We start from the raw sequence: 23,454 nt of genomic DNA on the forward strand, positions 1-23,454 counted from the left end.
GCTCGATGCGCTTTCGATGAAGCCTCAGGCCTGCGCGGCATGCGTGCGGGCCTGCAGGCTTGCACGCGTGCGCGCGGCTTCGTCGCCGAGCCATTGCGCGAATTGCTGCAACGCCGGCGACGGCGCCGGCCGCTCCGGATACACCAGGTAATACGCCGCGCCGCTCGGCACGCACAGCGAAAACGGCGCGATCACGCGCTTCGCGCGCAAGTCTTCCTCGATCAGAGAGACATCACCGATTGTCACGCCCAGTCCCTGCATCGCCGAGGAAATCGCCAGATCGAGCGTGTCGAAATGCTGCGCCTTGGTCGACGGCAACCCCGCGTAACCGTATGCGCCGAGCCACGACAGCCAGTCGCGGCGGTCGCGCGTGGGATGCAGCAAGGTCTTGCCGGCGAGATCGTCGGGCGTCGGCGCGACGTTCTTTCTCGGCTTCCACAATTCGGGCGCGCACACGGGCGTCAGCACTTCGTCGAACAGATGATGCGCCGTCACGCCCTTCAGCGACGGCGCCGCGCCGAACACGATGGCGGCGTCGAACTGTTCCGCATTGAACTCGACGCCGTGCGACACCGACGCCGTCACTTCCACCACCAGTTCCGGCCGCTCGTTCTGCAGACGGATGACACGCGGCAGCGCCCAGCGCATCGCGCAGGTCGGACACTTCACGCGCAGAATGCCGGATTGCGCGCCGCCCTTCGCGAGTGCATCGTCGATCTGTGCGAACGCCTGCTGCAAAGGCGCGATGAGCAGCGCGCCGTGATGCGTCAGCGCGAGCCCGCGCGCCTGCCGCGCGAACAGCGCGTAGCCGAGATGCGCCTCCAGGCCCGCGATCTGGCGGCTGACGGCGCCTTGCGTCACGTTCAGCACCTCGGCCGCGCGCGTGAAATTCAGCTTCTGGGCGACGACCAGAAAGGTCTTGAGCACATCGAGGGAAGGCAGCGGTTTCATCGGAATTTTGGCGGATAGCCATGATCTGCAAGCATGGCTAGTATGACAAAGTTTCGATTGTCCGCGCTTTATGGCTGCGGTTGAATCGACGCCTGCAATCGTCGAACCGCCAATCCGGAGACACCGCCGTGCAAAGCGCCTGCATTCCCGAGTCGAAGCTGCCGAACGTCGGCACGACCATTTTCACCGTGATCGGCCAATTGGCCGACGAGCATCACGCGCTCAACCTGTCGCAAGGCGCGCCGAACTTCGCGTGCGATCCGAAGCTGATCGAAGGCGTCGAGCGAGCCATGCGGGCAGGACATAACCAGTATTCGCCGATGTCCGGCGTGCTCGCGCTGCGCGAAGCGATCGCCGTGAAGACGCACAAGCTCTACGGCGCGCAGTACGATCCGGGCACCGAAGTCACCGTGGTCGCGAGCGCGAGCGAAGGCTTGTACGCAACCATCAGCGCGCTCGTGCATCCCGGCGACGAAGTGATCTATTTCGAACCGTCGTTCGACAGCTACGCGCCGATCGTGCAGTTGCAGGGCGCGACGCCCGTCGCGATCAAGCTGTCGGCGCAGGATTTCCGCATCGACTGGGACGAAGTCGCCGCCGCGATCACGCCGAAGACGCGCATGATCCTGATCAACACGCCGCACAATCCGACCGGCAGCGCGTTCACGTCCGCCGACATCGAGCGGCTCACGGCTCTCACGCGCGACACGAAGATCATCGTGCTGTCCGACGAAGTCTACGAGCACGTCGTGTTCGACGGCGCGCTGCATCACGGCATGGCGCGCTATCCGGAGCTGGCCGAGCGCAGCGTGATCGTGTCGTCGTTCGGCAAGTCGTATCACGTGACGGGCTGGCGCGTCGGCTACTGTCTCGCGCCCGCGGCGCTGACGGCGGAGATTCGCAAGATCCATCAGTTCATGACCTTTTCCGCCGACACGCCGATGCAAATGGCCTTCGCGGAAGCGCTCGCTGACGAATCGAGCTATCTGAATCTCGGTCCGTTCTATCAGCACAAGCGCGATCTGCTCGCCGAATCGCTCGCGGGCTCGCGCTTCGAACTCTTGCCGAGCGCGGGCAGTTTCTTCATGCTGGCGCGTTACGACGCGATCTCGAACGAAAGCGACAGCGATTTCGTGCTGCGCCTGATTCGCGAGGCGCGCGTCGCGACCATTCCGCTGTCGGCGTTTTACACCGACGGCACCGATAACCGGCTGATCCGCCTGTCCTTCGCGAAGGACGACGATACGCTTATCGAAGGCGCGCGCCGCCTTTGCTCGATCTGACCTCGATCTGACGATTTCTCTGGAGACCAACACGATGAAAACGAAACACATCGCCGGCGCATTGTTCTTCGCCTGCACCTTCGCAAGCGGCGCCGCGATTGCCGCCGACACGCTGCGTTTCGGACTCGAAGCGCAATATCCGCCGTTCGAATCGAAGTCGTCGACGGGCGAATTGCAAGGGCTCGATATCGACGTCGGCAACGCGGTGTGCGCCGCCGCGAAGATGCAGTGCAAATGGGTCGAGACCTCGTTCGACGGGCTGATTCCCGCGCTGCAAGGCCGCAAGTTCGACGCGATCAATTCGGCGATGAACGCGACCGAGCAGCGTCGCCAGGCAATCGACTTCACGACGGTCGTGTATCGCGTGCCGACGCAACTGATCGCGAAGAAAGGCAGCGGCCTGGAACCGACTTCGGCGTCGCTCAAGGGCAAGAGCGTGGGCGTGCTGCAAGGCTCGATTCAGGAGACTTTCGCCAAGGCGCACTGGGAAGGCGAAGGCGTGAAGGTCGTGCCGTATCAGGATCAGAATCAGGTGTACGCCGATCTGAAGTCGGGCCGTCTCGATGCCACGCTCGTGCTCGCGCCGGCAGGACAAAGCGGCTTCCTCTCGAAGCCGGATGGCGAAGGATTCGCGTTCGTCGGCGCGCCGGTTCGCGACGACAAGATCCTCGGCAGCGGTATCGCCTACGGCGTGCGCAAGGGCGACGACGCGCTGAAAACGAAGCTTAACGCGGCGATCGACAAGGTCAAGGCGGACGGGACCATCGACAAGTACGCGAAGAAGTATCTCGGCAATATCGATATTTCGACGAAGTGACGTGCGCGCGGCGGCGCGGCCGCCGCGCACCCGCGCTCAAAGTTGCAGAAAGGCGCGGATCGCGTATTTCGCCGCGTCCAGTTCCTCTGCCGTCACGGTTTCGCCTCGGAACGCGAGTTCCCGTTGTACATGACTCCAACTGCGGAGCTGGTCCACGAGCGCGACGCCCGGCCGCTTGAGACTCGCGATCGGCACTTCGGTTTCCCAGCCGTGAATCGCCGACGTGATCGGGATTCCCGTGAAGCGGCCCGTGATCTCGTTCATCACGATGTCGGAAATCACGAGCACCGCGCGGTATCCGTCCTGCTCATTGCCTCTCGACGCGCCGACGTGCAATCGCACCACGTCGCCCGCATCCGGAATTCCGTCTTTCATTCGAAACCCTCGCGCGTCGGATCTTCCGGACCACCCCACTCGTCGCCGACAGGATCGCCAAAATCGATCTCCTCGTGCCGCTCGAGCTTGCCCTCGCGAAATTGCTGAATCAGACGTTCGCGCGAAAAACGCCGAATCGCCCGCTGTGGCCGCACCATGACGTGCCCATCCTCGACTTCGAGAGACACTTCCTGCCCCTCCTCTAACGAAAGCTCGCTGGCAATATTGGCAGGAATGCGCACGGCGAGACTATTGCCCCAACGTTTTAGGATCTGCTTGACCATAACGCCCCCATACGACGTATATACGTGTTAATACATCGATACTGTCTGCTGAAATTACAGCGTGTCAACACGTAGATACTCGTTCTGAAGCGGCCACTATCCGGGCATCTGCCGTTCGGCCAAGCAGCTTTTTTTTAGCGCGGGCACACTGGCGGATCAACCGATCGACCAAGAGCCGCATGAGCACACCGACGCCGACTCCCGCCGCCGCATCGCCCCCGCCGCTCACGGGCGGCAAACTCGTCCTCGCTACCTTCGCGGTGGCGCTCGCGACCTTCATGAACGTGCTGGATTCATCGATCGCGAACGTCGCGATTCCGACCATCTCCGGCAATCTCGGCGTGTCCGTCAACGAAGGCACGTGGGTCATCACCGTGTTCGCGGCGTCGAACGCCGTCTCCATTCCGCTGACCGGCTGGCTCACACAGCGTCTCGGGCAGGTGCGCCTGTTCGTCGGCGCGATCCTGATGTTCGTGCTGTCGTCGTGGCTGTGCGGCCTCGCGCCGAACCTGCCGGTGCTGCTGCTCGCGCGCGTGTTGCAGGGCGCGGTCGCCGGGCCGCTGATTCCGCTTTCGCAGGCGATCCTGCTGGGCTCGTATCCGAAAGAGAAATCGTCGATGGCGCTTTCCCTCTGGGCGATGACCGCGACCGTCGGCCCGATCGCCGGCCCCGCGCTCGGCGGCTGGATCACCGACAGCTATTCGTGGTCGTGGATCTTCTACATCAACATTCCGGTGGGCATCTTCGCGGCGGGCGTGACGTGGCTCATCTATCGCGATCGCGAAACGGTGACACGCAAGGCGCCGATCGACGTGATCGGCCTGTTCCTGCTCGTCTCGTGGGTCGCGTCGCTGCAGATCATGCTCGACAAGGGACGCGACCTCGACTGGTTCTCCTCGCCGGTGATCGTGGTGCTGGGGATCGTCGCCGTGATTTCGTTCGCATTCTTCGTCGTGTGGGAGCTGACGGAGGCGAATCCGGTCGTCGATTTGCGGCTCTTCGCCGGGCGCAACTTTTTCGGCGGCACGGTCGCGATTTCGGTCGCGTACGGCGTGTTCTTCGGCAATCTCGTGCTGTTACCGCAATGGATGCAGCAGTATCTGAACTACCGCTCGATCGATGCCGGGCTCGTCACCGCACCGCTCGGCATCTTCGCCGTCTTGCTCGCGCCGGTCATGGGCAAGGTGCTGCCGCGCAGCGACGCGCGCATCATCGCGACGATGGCGTTCGTCGGCTTCGCGTTCGTGTTCTGGCTGCGCTCGAAATATGTGATCGAGATCGATACGTGGCATCTCGTGCTGCCGACGCTGCTGCAAGGCATCCCGATGGCGATGTTCTTCGTGCCGCTCACGGCGATCGTGTTGTCGGGCCTGCCGCCGTCGAAGATTCCGGCAGCGGCCGGGCTGTCGAACTTCGCGCGGGTGTTCTGCGGCGCGGTGGGCACATCGCTCGCGGGCAATGCATGGGATGACCGCATCGCGCTGCATCATGAACGGCTCACCGAGCAGGCAAACATCTATAACCCGGCGTTTTTGCAATCGCTCGGGCTGTCGCAGTCGACGCTGGGTATCAGCGAAGCGCAGGCGCGCGGGATGTTCAATTTCACCGTGAATACGCAAGCCGCGATGATGGGGCTCAACGATATCTTTCTCATCTCAGCGGTGATCTTCATTTTGATCATTCCGCTGATCTGGATTACCAAGGTGGCGAAGGGTGGTGGCGGGGGTGCGGCGGCGGGGGCGCATTGAGGATCTGTACGGCGTCCGCGGCGCCGCCCGACGTCAATTTTGGGGCGTCAGGAAATAGATCGGCGTCAGTGGCATGCGTGCGCGAGCTTTATCGTCGAGTTTGCCGTAGAACTCGATCCATAGCTCGATCAGACGCTCGCAGTCGATCAGGGTAATCTTGCGACGCTCCTGATCGCGGGCGAACGTTTCGGCATCGCGAGTAAATCCGCCAAGAGACACAAACAGTCCGACGTCGTCATCGTTGATGATGGCGATAAACGACTTCAGACCGTCTTTATCGACGCGATGCCCGATGCGCTTAACTTGCACCTTGATACGCGGAGAGCGAGTTCCGAGCGGATCTGTATTGGCAATGATGTCTACGCCACCGTCTTTGCCGGGCGGAGAAACCCAACCGACGTGATAGCCCATGGCTCGCAGTAGGTCCGCGACGAGGTCCTGAAAATCATACGGGGGCATCTTGCCCAGGTGTTGTTCGATCTCACCCCAAGCCTGCTCCTCGGCTTGCTCATAAGTAACACTGGCCGTTTCTGCATCGACTTCAAATGAGAGATCGACTTGTTCGCTAAGCTTGGCCGACGCGCCGGCTAACCCAGCCGAGTCACGCGACTGCGCTGCTTTCCACTGTCCGTAGAGGCGCCCGGATTCACGACAGAATGCAGCCGGGTCCTTGAACTTTTCATAGGCCGCAAGACCTTCGTCGGTAACAGCCCAAACACCCTTATGCTTGACTAGCCAGCCACCCTTGACGCATGCGACGGTGGCAAATCGGACGATCTTCTCGAAGCGCCTCACGCCAGAGCTTTCGTAAGAACCAGCTTCGAAAGGTGAAAGGGTAACGCTGCTCGCCAGCGCCTCCAAAGCTTGACCTGCCTGCATGCCTTCCGGATGAGCCCTTAGGATATCGAATAGTTTCCTTAGAAGCTCACCCGTGCGTTGTCTTGTAACTTCAGCCATTGCAAAAATCTTGTCTGGTTCGCGCCCGGAATTGAACGCGGCAGGAAATTATTGCAATTGTCGGGCACAAAACAAAGGGATCAACGCGAAACTAGGATTTCTAGTCAATCAGTTGACGAATACGCTTTCCCTAGTCTGGGTAAAACTCTGCGTTCAGTGCCGTGGCCATCGGCCATGGACAAATCTCAGGAAATCGATCGAAATCGATCCCCGTCTCCGCTTCCGCCAAATTTCGCGCTTTGGACCAGACCAGATCAAGCCACTTGGTTTCGTCGAAACGTCGCCGGAGACTCGGAGCTCCGTCCAATAAATAGAGCACTTCTTTCCGTTGTGTGCGAATCGTGCTCGTCCAACTTCTGCTCCTTTGTTCCGGCTGAAACTTCCATTTGAGCAAATGCGCCAGCAATACTGCCAGCCTGCTTCGCAACTCGCGTGATTCACTCTTCCCCACGTCCTCGATTTCCTCTGCGATATGCTCGATATCGATGGACGCAAGCTTCCCTGCACGCAGCAGCGCGGCCTGTTCTTCGGCCCACGCCACCACGTCCTTCTCATAAGGTGTTCCCATCGGCTGATTCCCGTCTTCGTGTTGATTTCCGGTATCGCCGATATTAATTTTCGTGTCCTTGTTCATCCAGTCATCCGTTTGGCCAACGCGCGCTACTTCAATCCGAGTTCGACGCGCGAACCCGTCCCCTTGTCCTTGATATCGTCGGCACTGAGCTTCGGCGCGACGACGAAAACGCGCTTGCTGTCGATCTTCCCGTCGAAGTATTCCTGCACCGCCTGCGCGCGCCGCTGCGCCAGATCGCGCAACGCGCCTTCATCCACCGGCGCGTTCTTCGTCAGCGCCGCCTTCATGTCGTCGTCGGGCAGCGTCTTGGTCATGCCGATAAAGTTGGTCGGCTTCTTGAAATCCGTCGACTTGTAGACCTTCGTCAGATACTTGTCGTAGTCGGCATCCGAAATCTTGATCGTCGACCAGTCCACATTCTCGCCATTACTCGACATGTCGCGCACCTTCGCGCGCTTCACTTGCGTATCGACCCAAGCGGCCCGCAAAGCCGGCTCGTCAGTCTTCGGATCGACGCGGCCCATCACATCCATCCTGATCGACGGCTTGTCCACCAGCGCCTTCGCAATCGTATCCAGCTTTTTCTGCGCGGCATCGGTCAGATCGGCGGAACCCGCATTGAACTCGATGTAATTCAGATCCTCGCCGCCGCCCCCGCCGAACGCGTGCGCGAGCAGCGTGAACGGCGCCGTGACCGCCTTCTGCACGAGGTTCAGGATTGCCTGCCACACAAGCCCGCCGATCGAAAACTGCGGATTGTCGAGCGACCCGGAAATCGGAATATTCACGTCGATCTCGCCGCGCGAATTCTTCAGCAGCGAAATCGCGAGCCGCACCGGCAGTTTCGTCGCCGTCGTGTTGTCGATGTGATCGCCGAACGTCAGTTGATCGATAAACAAGTGGTTGTTCGCCGTGAGCTTGTTGTCGGCGAGCATGTAGTGAAGATCGACGTTGAGCTTGCCCTTCGTGATCGGATAGCCCGCGTACTTTGTCGAATACGGCGTGAGATTCGTCAACTCGACGCCGTGCGCGCTCGCCGTCAGATCGAGCGCGGGTTTGTCGATCAGCGGATTGACCGTGCCTTTGATCGATACCGGCCCGTTCGCCGCGAGCTTCGCGGATACGTCGACGGGCGCGGGCGTGGTCGAACGCGTGCCGAACGCGCCGATCGTGCCGTTGATCGCGATGAGATTCGCCGTGTAGTTCGGCTTGATGAAGTTGTCCGTGTACGTGACGCGCCCGTTCTGCAACACGAGTTGGCCGAAACGCATATTGACCGGCGGCCCGGATTTCTCGGCCGGCTTGACCGGAGCGGATGAAGACGCCGCGACCGGTGCGGCCGCCTTCGTCGTGTCCAACGTCAACGGCTGCGTCGTGCCGCTGTCGCTCGCGACGACGCCTTTCAGATTCAGCTTGCCCTGCGCATCGAGCAGCACACGGCCGTAAAAATTCGCGAAGGTCACGCGCGCCGCGTCGACATCGGTGCCGTGTTCGTCGTAGTTCACCTTCACGTTGGTCAGGCCGAGCAGCTTCCAGCCCGCGAAGCGGTCGTTGGTCAGCTTGTCGATCATGCGCACGTCGGCGAGCGCGACATCGCCCTTGTACGATGCCGCGAGCGTCTTGCCGCTGCCCGACATCGCGACATCGCCGTTTGCGTTGAGATTCGCGCTCGCTACGTCCACGTTGAGCTTGTCGCCGAAATACGGCTCGAACGCGGAGACGTCGAGCTGATCGCCCTTCACGTGCAACGCCAGCTTGAGCGGGCTCACCGTGACATTGCCGCCGAGCGCGAGCGTTCCCTTTCCGTTGAGCGTGAGTTTGCCGTCGACGGCGAGCGGCTTCGTGAGATCGTCGCTGAACTGCTTCACGTTGACCGCGAGCGGCGCAATGTGCAGCTTCATGGGCCGCGCGAGCGTTTCATCGGTGACATTCGCCGACGCGTTCTCCAGCGCAATCTGTCCGATCTGATAGTGCCACGCCGGACCCGCCTCCTGCGCCTTCTGAATCTTGTGCGTGGCGGTCTGCTCGGGCGCGGCCTCGTGCGGACCGGCGAGCGCGGCCAAGTCGATGCTGCCGTCCTTGCGGCGCGTCGCGTCGAGCGCGAGGCCGCTCAACTGCACGCTGTCGAGCGATGCGTGGCGTCCGGGCACATCGACCTTGCCGATCTTCGCCAGCGCCGATGCCAGCTTGATCGGCGCCGTGCTGCTCGCATTCGGCGTGAGCGTGAGGTCAGCGAGTTTCACGTCGCCCGCGCCGACCTGTACGCCGCCGTCCGGCTTACTCCAGTCGACCGACACCGGCAGGTTCGCCCCGAGCGTGCCGCTCGTTACGCGCGCGGCCATCATGTTCGCGAGATACGGCTGCAGCGGCGGCAGCGCGAACGCGTCGAGTGCGATCTTCGCGTCGGCGGTTTTCGCGGCGAGCGTCACGTTGCCGGAAGCGTCGAGCGCGCCGCCGTGATCGAACGCGGTCTTGAGCGTGTATTTCGCGGGCGTCTTCGCGAGCGTGGAGAAGCCGTCGAGCGTCACCGCGAGGCCGGTCAGCGCGCCTTGCACGCGCTGCTTCAGGAGCTGGTCGTCGAGCGCGATCTTGCCGTCGCTGATCGCAAGATGGCGGATTGTCAGATCGAGCGGCGGCGTCTGCTCCGCCGTCGCAGGCCTCTTTTCCTCCGCCTTCGGCGCCGGTCCCGCGAGCTTCTGCACGTTCAACTGGCCCGCCGAATCGCGCACGAGCCGCACGTCCGGATTCGCAAGCGTCACTTCGTCGAAGTGATAGATATCGCGCAGCGGCTCCGCGTTCGCGATCTTCACATGCAGCGCGCGCGCAGCCACGAGCGGCGCGTTTGCTTTGTCGGTGACGGCGAGATCGGCGAGATCGGCGGTGCCTTCGATGCGAATCGTCGGCGTCTCGCCCGCAATGGAAAAGCGCACGTTCAGATCCGTCGACAGCTTGCCGCTCTTCACCGCGACCGGCACCGAGTTCGGCGCGTACGACGCCATTTGCGGCACGTCGAGCCCGTCGAGCGACAGCGCGATCTCCGATTCCCGCGACTGCGCGAACGGCTTCGTGCGCCCCTTCACGACGAGCGGCGAGCCGTCGATGCGCGCCTGCAACAGCGGCGTCACGAAGATATCGGCGGCGGACGGCAGCGTGGCGATGAACGGAATGCCGAGCGCGAAGCGGTCGATCAGGTGCTTCGCCTTCAGAAGCCTGTCATCGAACGTGATCTGGCCGTTCTCCACCCGAATGTTCGACACGGAGAAACGCGCGGGCTTGTCGGACGGAGGCGACGAAGGCTTCGAAAATTTCGCGATCAGATCGGAGAAATTGAAATGCTCGCCGTCGAAGCGCACGACACTCACGCGCGGCGAATCGATCTTCACTTCATTGACGACCGGCGCGAGACGAAAGATCGACGCCCACGACGTGCGCACGACGAGCCGCGATATATCGACGAAACCGGCCGCGCTGCCCGGCGCTTTCGCCAGATTCGCGGGCGACTCGCCGATATGCACGTCGTAGGCTTCGAAATCGAGCGTATAGGGATTGAGCGAAATGCCGCGAATGCTGACGGGCCGGTCGAGCTGCTTGGCCAGTTGCTGCTCGGCGATATGCCGGATGACAGGCGGCGCAACAAAAAAACCGAGCGCGCCGATCACGAGAATGGCAATGAGCAGCCCGATCGCGATGCGCCGCGTGCGCCGCGCCTGCACGACGCCGCGCAGCGTTTGACCGGCGGAAGCGAGTGAAGACTTGGTGATGCTGGACATTCGATGCGCGGCGATCGTTCGTGTGCGCCGCCCGTGTGAGCGCCGCCCGTGCTCGCCGTCCCGGAAAGAAGATGTCCGAGTATACGACGACGCGAGCCGCAAACGTTGGCCAATGCGCGCTCTGAAAGCACGAAGGCCGCGAAAAAATCGCGGCCTTCGTGTTTCGGTTTTATGACGTCGCGTTCAGCTCATTGACAACTCACTGACGCTCGAGCGGCGGCGGCGCCCACGAGCCGTCGCTGGCCTGCGGCTTCGGCGCATAGAGACGCATCGCGAGCTGGAATTCGCCATCGGGAACCGGCAGCCAGTTCGTTGCGTGCGCGCGTCCCGGCGACTTCGCCGACACGATCACGTCGACGGAACCATCGCGATTCTTCTTCAGGCGGTCGCGGTCGGAGATCGACAGGCGCGGCAGCTTCGCATCGGCGAGCGCGCCGTCTTTCGTGTAGGCCGTGATCGTCCAGAAGCCGCGCACCGGCGGAAGCTGATCCGCCGCGAAATGCAGCGCGTACTGGTTCGCGCCGTTCAGCGCATGGCCTTCGCTGTCCACGCGCGCGACCGGCTTCACTTCGCCGTCTTTCGTGCTCGTGGCCGTCTGACGGCGCGCGAGATAGGCGCGCAGCGTGTAGTCGGTGCCGTAGACGCCGACGCCGTCGCCGAACCAGATCCAGCCGTTCTTCGAAATCGCGTTCGACGGCACCGTCGCGAGCCGCTCGCGCGCGTCGGCGAGACCGGAATCGAGCATCGGTGCATCGGTCTTCTTGAACTGCACCGGCTCGCCGGGCTTCACGCCGAGATCGGCGAGCTGGCTCATCGCGTGGCTGTCGTCGGTGGCGGCGGGATTGTCGTCGAGCGAACGGGCGAGGCGCGCGAAGAACGCGTTCGCGTCGAGCGCCTCGGCCTGCGCGCCCGCCGACGCCGTCGACGGCGCGTTGGGCAGCGGCGGCACCGCAGGCTGCTTCGCGCCGTTCGCGGGCCACGCACCGGCGACGACCGGCGTCGGATCGGAGACGGAGCCCTTCGCGGGCGTGAGCGTGTCGATGCGCATCGACGTCTGCAGCTTGCGCGCCTCGCGCACGTCGCGCTGTCCGTTCACGCGCACCCGCACCGACAGCCACACGTAGCGCGTACGCGTCTCCACGCGCGTGGCGTTGGCGGGCAGCGTGCCCGTCCAGCCCGCCGGCACGAAGGCGATCAGCTGCATCTTCGGATACGGCGTGGTGTCGGCGCTGGAATAGAGCGCGTCGGTCCAGGCGTCGAACGCGCGGGCATCGAGATAACGTCCGCGCGGCGCGGCGGGCAGCGAGACGATCACGGGATCGGCGGAGACATCGAGCCACGCCGTCGACTCCAGCGTGTCGACGCTCGGCCAGCCCGGCGCGCCCACCGGCGGCAGCGCCGTCGCATGACGGAACGCGTTGAGCGGCGGCTGGCCGGATCGCGCCGCGCCGCTGCTCGCGCGTTCGCGGGCGATGTCGGTGGCGACGAGCGGAAAGCCGAACGTGTACGCATCCGCGACCTGATTCTTCACCCAGCCGCTGCTGGTCGCCTTCACTTCGGGCGCCTTCGTGGCGCAGCCGGCCAGGACGGCCATGCCCGCAAGACTCGCGCTCATCCACAGGGCGGCGCTACGCGGTAACGTCCAGCGTCGGTTGTTCTTCATTCGAATTGGAATCCGGTTTTTCTTCGATTTGGGTGGGCGCGCGGTCCGAGACGGTGTGCGAACGAGGCGACGCTCGCGACCGGCGCTACGCGTCGGGCGTCACGCGCGCTATCTCGGAATTCGGGTTTTAACTTATCCGCTGACGATAGGCAAGACGAAGCGAGCAAAAGCCCTTTACCGCTTCACGAAATGGGTCGAACGTGTCTCGCGCGCGACGTTGAGCGCCGCAGCGCACGCTGTATCGAGAAATCGCACGATTCTTTTTATGCTGTCCTTGACCTTCCAACCATTGGAACGTCGATACTGGTTAATGTCAGGGATCGGCGCGATCCGCATTCGCGCGTCCCAGCCAGACCGGAGCGTTTCACCATGTCCACTGCAGCATCCGAAAACCCCAGAACCGCGGAGCTTGCCGTCAGCGGCATGACGTGCGCGTCGTGCGTCATGCGCGTCGAGAAAGTGCTCAAGCGCGTGCCCGGCGTCGAGAGCGTCGCGGTCAATCTCGCCACCGAAAAGGCGACGATCCACACGAGCGCCGCCGTAAGCGACGAGCAACTGGTCGCCGCCGTCGCGAAAGCAGGTTACGAAGCCGCGCCGATTCTGCCCGACGCGCCGCCCGCCGACGCCTCCGCTGCGTCCGCCGCCACCGCGCGCACGATCGACCGCGAGCTTGCGGCGGTGTTTGCGTCCGGCGTGCTCACGCTGCCCCTGCTCGCGCCGATGTTCGGCCTCGAACTGAATCCGTGGCTGCAACTCGCGCTGGCGAGCGTCGTGCAGTTCGGCTTCGGCGCGCGTTTTTACGTGGGCGGATATCGCGCGGTGCGGGCGTTCGCGGGCAACATGGATTTGCTCGTTGCGCTCGGCACGTCGGCGGCGTGGGGCTTGTCCGTTTATCAGATGTTTGCGCACGGCGGCATGTCGGCGCATCTGTTTTTCGAGGCGTCGGCGGTCGTCATCACGCTGGTGCGCTTCGGCAAATGGCTCGAAGCGCGCGCCAAGCGGCAGACCACCGACGCGATCCGCGCGCTCAACGCACTGCGGCCCACCACGGCCCGCGTGCGCGACCGGAACGATCCGTCGCGCGAACGCGAAGTGGCGCTCGCGGAGGTGCGTATCGGCGATATCGTCGTCGTGCGGCCGGGCGAACGCGTGCCGGTGGACGGCATCGTGCGCGAGGGCCGCACGCACATCGACGAATCGCTGATCACCGGCGAGAGCCTGCCCGTCGCGAAGGAAACGGGCGCGCGCACGACCGGCGGCTCGATCAACGGCGAAGGCGCGATCGCGGTCGAAACCACGGCGACCGGCGCGGAAACGACGCTCGCGCGCATCATCCGGCTGGTCGAATCCGCGCAGGCGGAAAAGGCGCCGATTCAGCGTCTGGTCGATCGCGTGTCGGCGGTGTTCGTCCCGGCGATTCTGGCGATTGCCGCCGTCACGCTCGCCGGATGGCTGCTGCACGGCGCGAGCGCGGAGACGGCGCTGCTGAACGCGGTCGCGGTGCTCGTGATCGCGTGTCCGTGCGCGCTCGGCTTGGCCACGCCGACCGCGATCATGGCCGGCACGGGCGTCGCGGCGCGTCAGGGCATTCTGATCAAGGACGCGCAGGCGCTCGAACAGGCGCACGCGATAGGCGTCGTCGCGTTCGACAAGACCGGCACGCTGACCGTCGGGCGACCGAGCCTCATCGCGTTCGACGCCGCGCCGGGACAGGATCGCGCGCAGGCGCTCGGGCTCGCCGCCGCCGTGCAGCGCATGAGCGAGCATCCGCTGGCGAAGGCCGTCGTCGCGGCTGCCGCCGAGGCGGATACGCCGCATCTCGACGCGGCCGCCGCGCGCGCGGTCGCCGGGCGTGGCGTGGAAGCGAACGTCGGCGCACGGCGCATTGCTGTCGGCAGCGGGCGCTGGGTCGCGGAACTGGGCGCGGACGTGCCTGCGCCGCTGGCAGCGCGTGCGCAGGAACTGGAAGCGCAGGGCAACACGGTGTCGTGGCTGATCGATCGAATCGACGGTAAAAATGCCGTGCTCGCGCTCCTCGCGTTCGGCGACACGATCAAGCCGACCGCGCGCGCCGCCATCGAACGGCTCGCGGGCATGGGCGTGAAGAGCGCGCTCGTCACCGGCGACAACGCGGGCAGCGCGCAGGCGGTCGCTCGCGCGCTGGGCATTCCGGCGGATCTCGTGTTCGCGCAGGCGTTGCCCGACGACAAGGCGCGCGTGGTCGCGGAACTGAAAGCATCGACGAGAGGCATGGTGGCGATGGCCGGCGACGGCATCAACGATGCGCCCGCGCTCGCCGCCGCCGACATCGGCATCGCGATGGCGAGCGGCACCGACGTCGCGATCGAAGCGGCCGGCATCACGCTGATGCGCGGCGATCCGGCGCTCGTCGCGGACGCGATCGACATCTCGCGGCGCACCTACCGCAAGATCCGGCAGAACCTGTTCTGGGCGTTCGTCTACAACCTGATCGGCATTCCGCTCGCGGCGGCGGGCCTGCTCGATCCGATGTTCGCCGGCGCGGCGATGGCGTTCTCGAGCGTGAGCGTCGTCACCAACGCGTTGTTGCTGAGAACGTGGCGCGCTCAGGCGGGCGCGGCAGCCGAAGTGGACGCGGCGCGCGCGGGCAAGCCGATCACACGGCCGGCGTAACGCGCGTCCTTCGCGGCGATAGCCGGAACGGCGGCGATGCGCCCGGCGATGTCTTCATCGAACGAGGCGGACTTCGGCGCGCCGCTGGTGTCGATCAGCATCATCATCTGCTCGCAGGCGCAGACGGGCTCGGCTGCGTCGCCCTCGAACATCTCCAGATAGAGATGCACGCGCTTCCTGTCATGTCCGACGACGCGCGTTTCCACGCGCACGGCCGCGCCTTCCTTGATTTCGCGCAGATAGCTGATGTGCGCCTCCAGCGTGTAGAGCGTGCGCTGGCGGGCGCGGCGGCCGGCGTCGTCGAGGCCGATGTGGTCCATGAACGCATCGGTCGCGAGGCTGTAGATCAGCATGTAGAACGCGTCGCGCAGATGGCCGTTGTAGTCGACCCATTCGGCCTTGACCGTGTCGCGATAGATCATCGTGGCTCCCCTAATCTTCGATGCCGTGACGCGCTTTCGCCGCCGCAATCGCCTCGATCACGCTCGCGATGCAGTCGTCGCGGTACCGCTCCAGTTCCTTGATACCGCGCCCGTTCGTCTGCCGCGACGTGCCGTCCACGACGCGGTCGATGAGTTCGTCGGTCAGCGTCGGCGCGACGAGCTTCGTCCACGGCAGCGCAAGCGCGGGGCCGAATTGCTGCATGAAGTGTCGCATGCCCGCTTCGCCGCCCGCCAGCGTGTAAGTCAGAAACGTGCCCATGAACGACCAGCGGATGCCCGCGCCGTAGCGAATGGCGTCGTCGATTTCGCCGGTCGTCGCGACGCCGTCGTTCACCAGATGCAGCGCCTCGCGCCACAGCGCCTCCAGCAGCCGGTCCGCGATAAAGCCCGGCACTTCCTTGCGCACGCGCAACGGCCGCATGCCGATGGATGCGTAGAAGCTCATGGCCGCATCGATGGCCTCGCCCGACGTATTCGCGCCGCCGAGCACTTCGACGAGCGGCAGCAAATACACCGGATTGAACGGATGCCCGACGACGCAGCGCTCCGGATTGACGGCGCGCGCGTAGAAATCGCTCGGCAACAGCCCCGAAGTCGACGACGCGATGATCGCCGCGGGTTTCGCCGCGCGGCTCACGCGTTCGTGCAGCGCGAGCTTCAGTTCCTCGCGCTCGGGCGCGCTTTCCTGGATGAAGTCGGCATCGGCCACGCATTCCTCGACGCTCGCGACCACGCGCAATCTTTCCGGCGATGCGCCCGGCGCCAGACCGGCGCGTTCGAGCGCCGGCCACGCGTTCGCGACGTTCGCGCGAAGCTGCGCCTCGGCGCCGGGCGCGGGGTCCCACGCGGTCACGTCCAGCCCTGCTCCGAGCGCGCGCGCCACCCAACCGCTGCCGATCACACCCGCGCCGAGCGCGGCGAATTGCTTGACTTGCATGTTTCGAATGTCCTTGTGGGTTTAAGCGAATTGTTCGAGTGCGCGCTTGTCCAGCGGACGTTCGCCGCGCGGCGGCAGGCCGAGCTTTCTGCGGCCTTCGGCGGGCGTGAGCGCGCGGGCGCCGAGTCGTTCGATGATCTCGATCGCGCGCTGCACGAGCGAGCCGTTGGTCGCATGCACGCCGCGATCGAGCCACAAGTTGTCTTCGAGTCCGACGCGCACGTGGCCGCCCAGCAGCATCGCCTGCGCGACCATCGGCATCTGCATGCGGCCGATGCCGAAGCCGGCCCAGTGCGCGCCGGGCGGCAGGTTGTCGACCATCGCTTTCATCGTGCCGGTGTCGGGCGGCGCGCCCCACGGAATGCCCATGCAAAGCTGGAAGAGCGGCGGCGCGTCGAGCAGGCCTTCCTTCAGCAACTGGTTGGCGAACCACAGATGGCCCGTGTCGAAGATTTCCAGTTCGGGCTTCACGCCGAGTTCCTGGATGCGCTTCGCACCGGCGCGCAGTTGCGCGGGCGTCGAGACGTAGATGTAGTCGCCGTCGCCGAAATTGAGCGTGCCGCAGTCGAGCGTGCAGATTTCCGGCAGCAGGTCTTCGACATGCGCGAGCCGCGTCAGGCCGCCGACGAGGTCCGTGCCTTTGCCGAAGCGCATCGGGTCTTCGCCCGGACCGATTTCGAGGTCGCCGCCCATGCCCGCCGTCAGATTGATGATGACGTCGACGTCCGACGAACGAATGCGATCGACGACTTCCCGATAAAGCGCCGGGTCGCGGCTGCCTCTTCCGGTCTTCGGATCGCGGACGTGGCAATGCGCAACCGTGGCGCCCGCGCGGGCGGCTTCGATTGCGGCTTCCGCAATCTGTTTGGGCGTGACGGGAACCGCCGGGTGTTTGGCGGTGGTGTCGCCGGCGCCGGTTACTGCGCATGTCACGATGACTTCGTAGTTCATGGGTTTTCTCTTTTATCGATCGAGAATGCTGCTTAGGTTTCCTGATTTTTCGATGCTTCCCGGATTCACGTCAGGGCCCTGTGCGAGGCCCACGCAGCCCTTCAGCGAAGCCCGAGATACTGTTTGACCGCCGGCAAGCCATCTTTGCCGTCCACCGTCTTCACGCCTGCAAGCCACGCGTCCAGCACCTGCGGGTTCTGCTTCAGATAAGCCTTCGCCGCCTCCGCGGGCCGCTCCTTGTTCATCACCGGCTGCATCAGGCGGTTCTCGAGATCGGTCGTGAAGCGAAGGTTGGACACCAGCTTTCCCGCATTGGGACAACGCGTCAGAAACTCCGGATTCGTCAACGTATAAACGCGCGCCTCGCCGTAGTTCGGCCCGAACACTTCATCGCCGCCGGAGAGATAGTTGATCTTCATCTGAATGTTCATCGGATGCGGTTCCCAACCGAGAAACACAACCGGCTTCTTGTCACGCACCGCGCGCTCGATGGTCACGAGCATCCCGGCCTCGCTCGACTCCACCAGCTTGAATCCGCCGAGCCCGAACTGGTTCGAGTCGATCATCTTCTGAATCTTCGCGTTCGCGCTGCTGCCCGGCTCGATGCCATAGATCTTGCCGTCCAGCTCGTCGCGATGTTTCGCGATATCCGCGAACGTCTTGATGCCCGCGTCGTAGGCATAGCTCGGCACGGCGAGCGTCGCCTTCGCGCCCGACAGATTCGGCGGTTCCAGCTTCTGAATGCTCTTCGATTCGAGAAACGGTTCGACCGCCTTCTGCTGCACCGGCCACCAATAACCGAGCGACACGTCGATCTGTTTGCTCTTCAGCCCCGCAAGCGAAATCGGCACTGACGCGACCGTCGTCTTCGGCGCATAACCGAGCCCTTCGAACACGATCGAAGCGAGCGCGGTCGTCGAGGTGATGTCGGTCCAGCCGATATCGACGAAGCGCACGGTGCGGCAACTGGCGTCGTCCGCGCCCGCCGCGCGCGCCGCGCGCGCGTCCTGCGTCGCCGCGAACGCGACGCCCGCGGCGCTCATTGCGGCGATCAGCAGTTTCGAATTCAGGCGATGTCTCATGGCGTGCTTTCCAGTCAGTGGTTTGCAGGATGAGCCGGTTCGTGGCGCCGGCGTGCATACAAAGTAACGTCGCATAAAGGTGCACGAACGCCCGTGAGCGACCGCGACTTGACTGCATGCGACCTGCCTGATGAGCGGTGACTTGGCGCGCGCGTTTTCGTGGTCAAGCTAACGGAAAGCTGACGGCCGATTCGGTTTAATGAAGTCAGCGCGGAAGTCAGCGCGGAAGGCAGGCACATGCCTCGGCGTGACGACCAACGGGGGCCGGGAACGGTCGAACAGCAAAAAACAAGCACGAAAAATAATATGGCGTCGTTTCGAAAAAACTTCGCGATCTTGATGACGATGCAGATTTCCACCTATCTGGTGCCTCTGCTCACATTACCGTGGCTCGCGCGCGTGCTGTCGCCGAGCGGATACGGCCAGCTTTCTTTCGGGCTCGCGTTTCTCAGCTATTTCGTGATTGCGACGAACTACAGTTTTTCGCTCACGGCCACGCCGCAGATTTCCGTCAATCGCCATGACCGCGCTGCCCGTTCGCGCATTTTCTGGGAAACCATTTTTGCCCAGACCCTGATTACCGTCGCCGGCTTTGCGATTCTGCTGGCGCTGACATTCGTCTTTCCGGTGCTCGGAGAAAATCGCACGCTTCTGTTATTGGGCTTCGGTCTCGTCATCGGCACGATGCTGATTCCGACCTGGTATTTTCAGGGCATGGAAGATCTGGGTCTCATCAGCACGCTCGTTTTTATTGGCCGCGCGCTGAGCATTCCGGCGATGTTTCTTTTGGTGCGCGAACCGGGCGATATTTACTGGGCGATGAGCGTCAATTCGATGGTATCGCTCGTCACCGGCGCTGCGGTGCTCGTTTATCTGCTCACGCGTCGCGAGATCGATTTCGTGTGGATTCCATTCGCCTCGATTGTGCGCGAACTGAAAAACGGCTGGAGCGTGTTCATGGCGACGGCTATCGTCGAAATTTACGCGTCGAGCAATATCGTGCTGCTCGCGTTGATGGCGGGCAATGTCGCAGCCGGTTATTTCGCGGCCGGCGACAAGCTCATTCGCGCCGCGCTCAACATCCTGAGTCCGCTCAAGACGGCCGCGTATCCGCGCATCAGCTTTCTGATGCACCACTCGCGCGGCGACGCCTTCGCCTTCCTTCGCGTGATGTTCATGGTTCAAGGCAGCATCGTGCTCACGACCTCGCTCGTGATCTTCTTCGGCGCGCCGCTCGCCGTTCAACTGCTGTACGGCGCGCAGTTCCAGCCGACCATCGACGTACTCCGCTGGATGGCTTTCGTGCCGTTCATGGCGGGCCTCTCCGACCTCTTCGGCGTTCAGACCATGTTGCCGCTCGGCATGAAGGCGCAGTTCACGCGCATTTTGATCGGCTCGGCGCTGCTGAACTTCCTGTTGCTCGCGATACTCGCGAACCTGTTCGGCGCACAGGGCGCGGCGGCCACGGTGCTTGCGGTCGAAAGCGCCATTGCCGTTTCGATGGCGATGACCCTTTATATGCGCGGCGTCCCGTTTTTACGCAAAACCGCACTGCAATAGCGCGCGCCCAATGCACCATTAACGAGTTTGCGCCAGCGCGTTTACGCCGATTCGTATGCGCACGCGTTCAGGACGCGTAGTTATTGCCGCTCTTTGAAATACGCAGCATATTTGCGGCCATTTAGGCAAGAGCAAGATTTGCCGAGACGCCGCAAAGTTTGTGGGTGCCCGCACACAGCGGGCTTTTCTAACGAGGTAACCTGATTCAGAGGGATAAGCATGTTTGCCGGCACCGTGCATTGCAACGGAAATTGAGAGGTTTCCGGCACGAACGTCGAGCACATCGCTAACTAACACACGCTGTCCAGATTACAGGTGCATACAAAAATGGACCGACAAGACGCCATCCGAGAGAGTGCGCGGCTCTTCGCGCGCGAACCCCTTTTCCAGCCGCCCGCCGGGCAAATCGAAGCCTCGCGCATGACGGCTTTTATTCAGGCCTTCGAAAAAACGACCGGCCAGCGTTTCGCAAATTATCCCGAATTGCACGCTTATACAGCGCGTGAATATCGGCAATTCTGGAAGTGTTTTCTCGATTCGGCACACGGCCTGGAATGGTCCGGATCGAATGAACCGGTTTGTATCGGCAATCAGTGTGAATCCGCGCGATTTTTTCCTAATGTCGAATTGAATTACGCCGAGAATCTGCTGGGCGCTCGCATCGCGCCCGACTCGGCGCCCGCCCTTACCTCGCATTACGCCGACGGCCGGCGCATCTGCTATACGCGCGGCGAGTTGCGCGAGCGCGTCGCGCGTCTTGCGCAGGCGCTTGCCGATCTGGGCCTGAAACCAGGCGACCGCGTTGTCGCGATCATGCGCAACGACGCCGACGCGATCACGGCCGCGCTCGCCGTGACGGCGCTCGGCGCGACGCTCTCGACCGCCGCGCCGGAAAACGGCGTGCAGGCGATTCTCGACCGCTTCGCACCGCTCGCGCCGACAATGCTATTCGCGCACACGATGCAGCGTTCGTTCGACACCGGCAGCTCGATCTCCGGGCACGTCGCGGCTGTCGCGGCACAGTTGCCGTCGCTGACCGACATCGTCTGCCTGGACGAAACCTCTTTGCCGAGCACCGTCGCGCAGCGCCAGCACGAGATTCGCTCGCTGATCGTGCGCGGCGACGCAATGCGCTTTGGCTGGACGCGTTTCCCGTTCAATCATCCGCTCTTCATCATGTTTTCGTCGGGCACGACGGGCAAGCCCAAATGCATCGTGCACGGCGCGGGCGGCACGCTCGTCGAACATGTGAAGGAGCATCGGCTGCACAGCGATCTCGGCCCCGGCGACAAGCTCTTTTTCCACACGAGCTGTTCGTGGATGATGTGGAACTGGCAGTTGTCGGTGCTGGCTTCCGGCGTCGAGATCGTGACTTACGACGGTCCCGTGGCCGCCGTCGATACGCTATGGCGCATCGTCGCCAATGAGCGCGCGACCGTCTTCGGCACGAGCCCCGCCTATCTGAAGATGTGCGAAGACGCCGGACTCGAACCCGCCGCGCAATTCGATCTCTCGGCCCTGCGCGCGATGATGTCGACCGGCGCCGTGCTCTACGACTCGCAGTTCCAATGGGTCCACGACCACGTGAAGCAACTGCAATTGCAGTCGATTTCGGGCGGCACGGACATCATCGGCTGCTTCGTGCTCGGCAATCCCAATCTGCCCGTCTACGCGGGCGAAGCGCAATGCAAGAGCCTGGGCCTCGACGTGCAGGCGTTCGATCAGGGCGCGAGCACCATCATGCCGGGCGAACTCGTGTGCACGAATCCGTTCCCGTCGCGCCCGCTCGGTTTCTTCGGCGATGACGACGGCGCGCGCTTTCATCGAGCCTATTTCGCCGCGAACGAAGGCGTCTGGACCCACGGCGATGTCATCGAGTTCTCGCCGCAAGGCTCCGCGCGCCTGCACGGCCGCAGCGACGGCGTGCTCAACGTGCGCGGCATCAACGTGAGTCCGGGCGAGATTTATCGGATCCTGAGCGAGATCGCCGAGGTTCGTCAGGCAATGGCCGTGCCTCAGACCGGGGCCAACGCGGGCGACGCCGGCCAGCGCATCGTGCTGCTGCTCGTGCTGCGTCCGGGCGCGCAACTCAATGCCGCGCTCGCCGCGCGCGTGCGCCGCGAGTTGACGCGTCAGGGCAGCGCGGCGCTCGTGCCCGATATCATCGTGCAGGTCGATGGCCTGCCCGTCACGCATAACGGCAAGCCCTCCGAAGCCGCCGCGCGCGATGCCGTCAATGGCCTGCCCGCGCGCAACGTGTCGTCGCTTGCGAACCCCGAATGTCTCGACGCGATTCGCGAGCATCCGTCGCTCTCGCGCGAACGGCGCGAACTGCCCGAGCCGGGGAAATCGGCCGCGCAGATCGAGGTTTATCTGTGCGCGCTGTGGGAACAGCAATTCAGCTTCTCGCCGATCGGGCGCGACGACAACTTCTTCGAGCTTGGCGGCCACTCGCTGCTCGCCGCGCGCATGCTCGCCGACGTGCAGCGCACGACCGGCCGCGTGTTGCCCATTGCAACGATGATCGTCGCGCCGACGATCTCGCGTCTCGCCGCCGTCCTCGCCGCCGATCCCGACACGCGCGCCGAAAACTCGACGCTCGTGCAGATGCGCGCGGGCAGCGGGCGGCCGCTCTTCATGGTGCACAGCATCACGGGCTCGGTGATGGAGTGCCTGACGCTTGCGGGCATGCTGCAAAACGAGCGGCCGGTCTATGGATTGCAGGCGCTTGGCCTCGATGGCGACGCAGCGCCGCAACACAGCGTCGAGGAGATGGCGAAGGTCTACGTACAGCGCATGCGCGAAGCGCAGCCGCACGGACCGTACGCGCTCGTCGGCTATTCGTTCGGCGGCCTGATCGCGTTCGAGATCGCGCAGCAACTCGTCGCGGCGGGCGAGCCGATCGAAATGCTGTGCCTGCTCGATACCTACGTGCACGAGCACTGCCTGCCGTGGCCGCTTTGGACGCGCTTCCAGGCGGGCGTCGTCGCGGAACGTCTGCGTGAATTCCGCACGCTCGACGCGCGGGCGCGCGTCGGCTATATGCGCGGCAAGGCGGCCGCCATCGCCGACCGCGTGCGCATGCGCATGGGCAAGCAGGCGCACAAGGCCGCGCCCGACGCGCAAGGTCTGCCGCCCGTGTTGCTGCGCGTGCGCGAATCCATGCGCGTCGCGATGACGACCTACAAGCCGCGCCACTATCTCGGCGGCCCGATCGTGTATGTGCGTGCAACCGTGCTCGACGAGGCGCGCGGCGATCCGCTGCCGGTGTGGCAGCGCGTCGCGAAGCAGGGCCTGTACATCATGAAGGTCGATGGCAAGCACACGGACCTCGTCGTCGAGCCGCATCTCGCGACGGTCGCGCAGACGCTCACGCGGGCGTTGTCGAGCGCATAACGCGGCGTTCT

The 23,454-nt window shown here is 63.9% G+C and carries 17 protein-coding genes; 6 read left to right on the forward strand and 11 right to left on the reverse strand.

Features of this window, described 5'->3' with window-relative positions:
• Positions 1-24 precede the first annotated feature (24 nt).
• The gene (locus tag BRPE64_RS20375) at positions 25-951 is read right to left on the reverse strand and encodes a LysR substrate-binding domain-containing protein (RefSeq protein WP_016355431.1); all 927 of its coding nucleotides are present in this window, start codon (positions 949-951) and stop codon (positions 25-27) included.
• 128 nt (positions 952-1,079) lie between these two features.
• On the opposite strand from BRPE64_RS20375, the gene BRPE64_RS20380 reads away from it, so the two are divergent.
• Positions 1,080-2,234 (forward strand): methionine aminotransferase, encoded by a 1,155-nt coding sequence (locus BRPE64_RS20380; protein WP_044042806.1) that lies wholly within the window; start codon positions 1,080-1,082, stop codon positions 2,232-2,234.
• Positions 2,235-2,268: 34 nt separating this feature from the next.
• Positions 2,269-3,051, forward strand: a complete 783-nt coding sequence (locus tag BRPE64_RS20385) for an ABC transporter substrate-binding protein (protein ID WP_016355433.1) — start codon at positions 2,269-2,271, stop codon at positions 3,049-3,051.
• A gap of 36 nt (positions 3,052-3,087) precedes the next feature.
• Here BRPE64_RS20385 and BRPE64_RS20390 read toward each other — a convergent pair whose 3' ends face one another.
• Positions 3,088-3,426 carry a type II toxin-antitoxin system PemK/MazF family toxin gene (locus tag BRPE64_RS20390; protein WP_016355434.1) on the reverse strand — a complete coding sequence of 113 codons (339 nt, stop codon included), beginning with the start codon at positions 3,424-3,426 and terminating at the stop codon, positions 3,088-3,090.
• A complete protein-coding gene (locus BRPE64_RS20395) occupies positions 3,423-3,710 on the reverse strand; it encodes an AbrB/MazE/SpoVT family DNA-binding domain-containing protein (RefSeq protein WP_044042608.1) in 288 nt (95 codons plus the stop codon). The genes BRPE64_RS20390 and BRPE64_RS20395 overlap by 4 nt, the downstream gene beginning before the upstream one ends.
• 179 nt (positions 3,711-3,889) lie before the next feature.
• Here BRPE64_RS20395 and BRPE64_RS20400 point away from each other — a divergent pair, with 179 nt between their 5' ends.
• Positions 3,890-5,458, forward strand: a complete 1,569-nt coding sequence (locus BRPE64_RS20400; RefSeq protein ID WP_016355436.1) for a DHA2 family efflux MFS transporter permease subunit — start codon at positions 3,890-3,892, stop codon at positions 5,456-5,458.
• Between the two features lie 33 nt (positions 5,459-5,491).
• Here the strand turns inward: BRPE64_RS20400 and BRPE64_RS20405 are convergent, their stop codons facing one another.
• The 4 genes from BRPE64_RS20405 to BRPE64_RS20420 all read right to left on the reverse strand — a co-directional run bounded on the left by BRPE64_RS20405 (position 5,492) and on the right by BRPE64_RS20420 (position 12,422).
• Positions 5,492-6,415 (reverse strand): restriction endonuclease, encoded by a 924-nt coding sequence (locus BRPE64_RS20405; RefSeq protein WP_044042609.1) that lies wholly within the window; start codon positions 6,413-6,415, stop codon positions 5,492-5,494.
• A 130-nt stretch (positions 6,416-6,545) separates the two neighbouring features.
• Complete coding sequence (locus BRPE64_RS20410) at positions 6,546-7,049, reverse strand: DUF29 domain-containing protein (RefSeq protein WP_016355438.1); 504 nt, start codon at positions 7,047-7,049, stop codon at positions 6,546-6,548.
• Between the two features lie 26 nt (positions 7,050-7,075).
• A complete protein-coding gene (locus BRPE64_RS20415) occupies positions 7,076-10,759 on the reverse strand; it encodes a DUF748 domain-containing protein (protein WP_016355439.1) in 3,684 nt (1,227 codons plus the stop codon).
• A 199-nt stretch (positions 10,760-10,958) separates the two neighbouring features.
• Positions 10,959-12,422, reverse strand: a complete 1,464-nt coding sequence (locus tag BRPE64_RS20420; protein WP_016355440.1) for a DUF1254 domain-containing protein — start codon at positions 12,420-12,422, stop codon at positions 10,959-10,961.
• A gap of 423 nt (positions 12,423-12,845) precedes the next feature.
• On the opposite strand from BRPE64_RS20420, the gene BRPE64_RS20425 reads away from it, so the two are divergent.
• On the forward strand, positions 12,846-15,074 hold the full coding sequence (locus BRPE64_RS20425) for a heavy metal translocating P-type ATPase (RefSeq protein WP_016355443.1): 2,229 nt from the start codon (positions 12,846-12,848) through the stop codon (positions 15,072-15,074).
• Here BRPE64_RS20425 and BRPE64_RS20430 read toward each other — a convergent pair.
• The 4 genes from BRPE64_RS20430 to BRPE64_RS20445 all read right to left on the reverse strand — a co-directional run bounded on the left by BRPE64_RS20430 (position 15,008) and on the right by BRPE64_RS20445 (position 18,487).
• Entirely contained in the window at positions 15,008-15,496 is a 489-nt protein-coding gene (locus tag BRPE64_RS20430; protein WP_044042610.1) for a thioesterase family protein, read from the reverse strand. The two genes, BRPE64_RS20425 and BRPE64_RS20430, sit on opposite strands and share 67 nt — an antisense overlap.
• 10 nt (positions 15,497-15,506) lie before the next feature.
• Positions 15,507-16,454, reverse strand: a complete 948-nt coding sequence (locus BRPE64_RS20435; protein ID WP_016355444.1) for an L-carnitine dehydrogenase — start codon at positions 16,452-16,454, stop codon at positions 15,507-15,509.
• A gap of 21 nt (positions 16,455-16,475) precedes the next feature.
• Entirely contained in the window at positions 16,476-17,405 is a 930-nt protein-coding gene (locus tag BRPE64_RS20440; protein WP_016355445.1) for a BKACE family enzyme, read from the reverse strand.
• A gap of 101 nt (positions 17,406-17,506) precedes the next feature.
• Positions 17,507-18,487: a choline ABC transporter substrate-binding protein gene (locus tag BRPE64_RS20445; protein ID WP_016355446.1), complete on the reverse strand. Its 981-nt coding sequence runs from the start codon at positions 18,485-18,487 to the stop codon at positions 17,507-17,509.
• Positions 18,488-18,793: 306 nt separating this feature from the next.
• On the opposite strand from BRPE64_RS20445, the gene BRPE64_RS20450 reads away from it, so the two are divergent.
• Both BRPE64_RS20450 and BRPE64_RS20455 read left to right on the forward strand, forming a co-directional pair.
• Positions 18,794-20,047 (forward strand): oligosaccharide flippase family protein, encoded by a 1,254-nt coding sequence (locus tag BRPE64_RS20450; protein ID WP_016355447.1) that lies wholly within the window; start codon positions 18,794-18,796, stop codon positions 20,045-20,047.
• Positions 20,048-20,374: 327 nt separating this feature from the next.
• The gene (locus BRPE64_RS20455) at positions 20,375-23,443 is read left to right on the forward strand and encodes an acetoacetate--CoA ligase (RefSeq protein WP_016355448.1); all 3,069 of its coding nucleotides are present in this window, start codon (positions 20,375-20,377) and stop codon (positions 23,441-23,443) included.
• Positions 23,444-23,454: the final 11 nt, after the last annotated feature.

This window comes from Caballeronia insecticola (assembly GCF_000402035.1).
Taxonomy (GTDB): Bacteria; Pseudomonadota; Gammaproteobacteria; order Burkholderiales; family Burkholderiaceae; genus Caballeronia; species Caballeronia insecticola.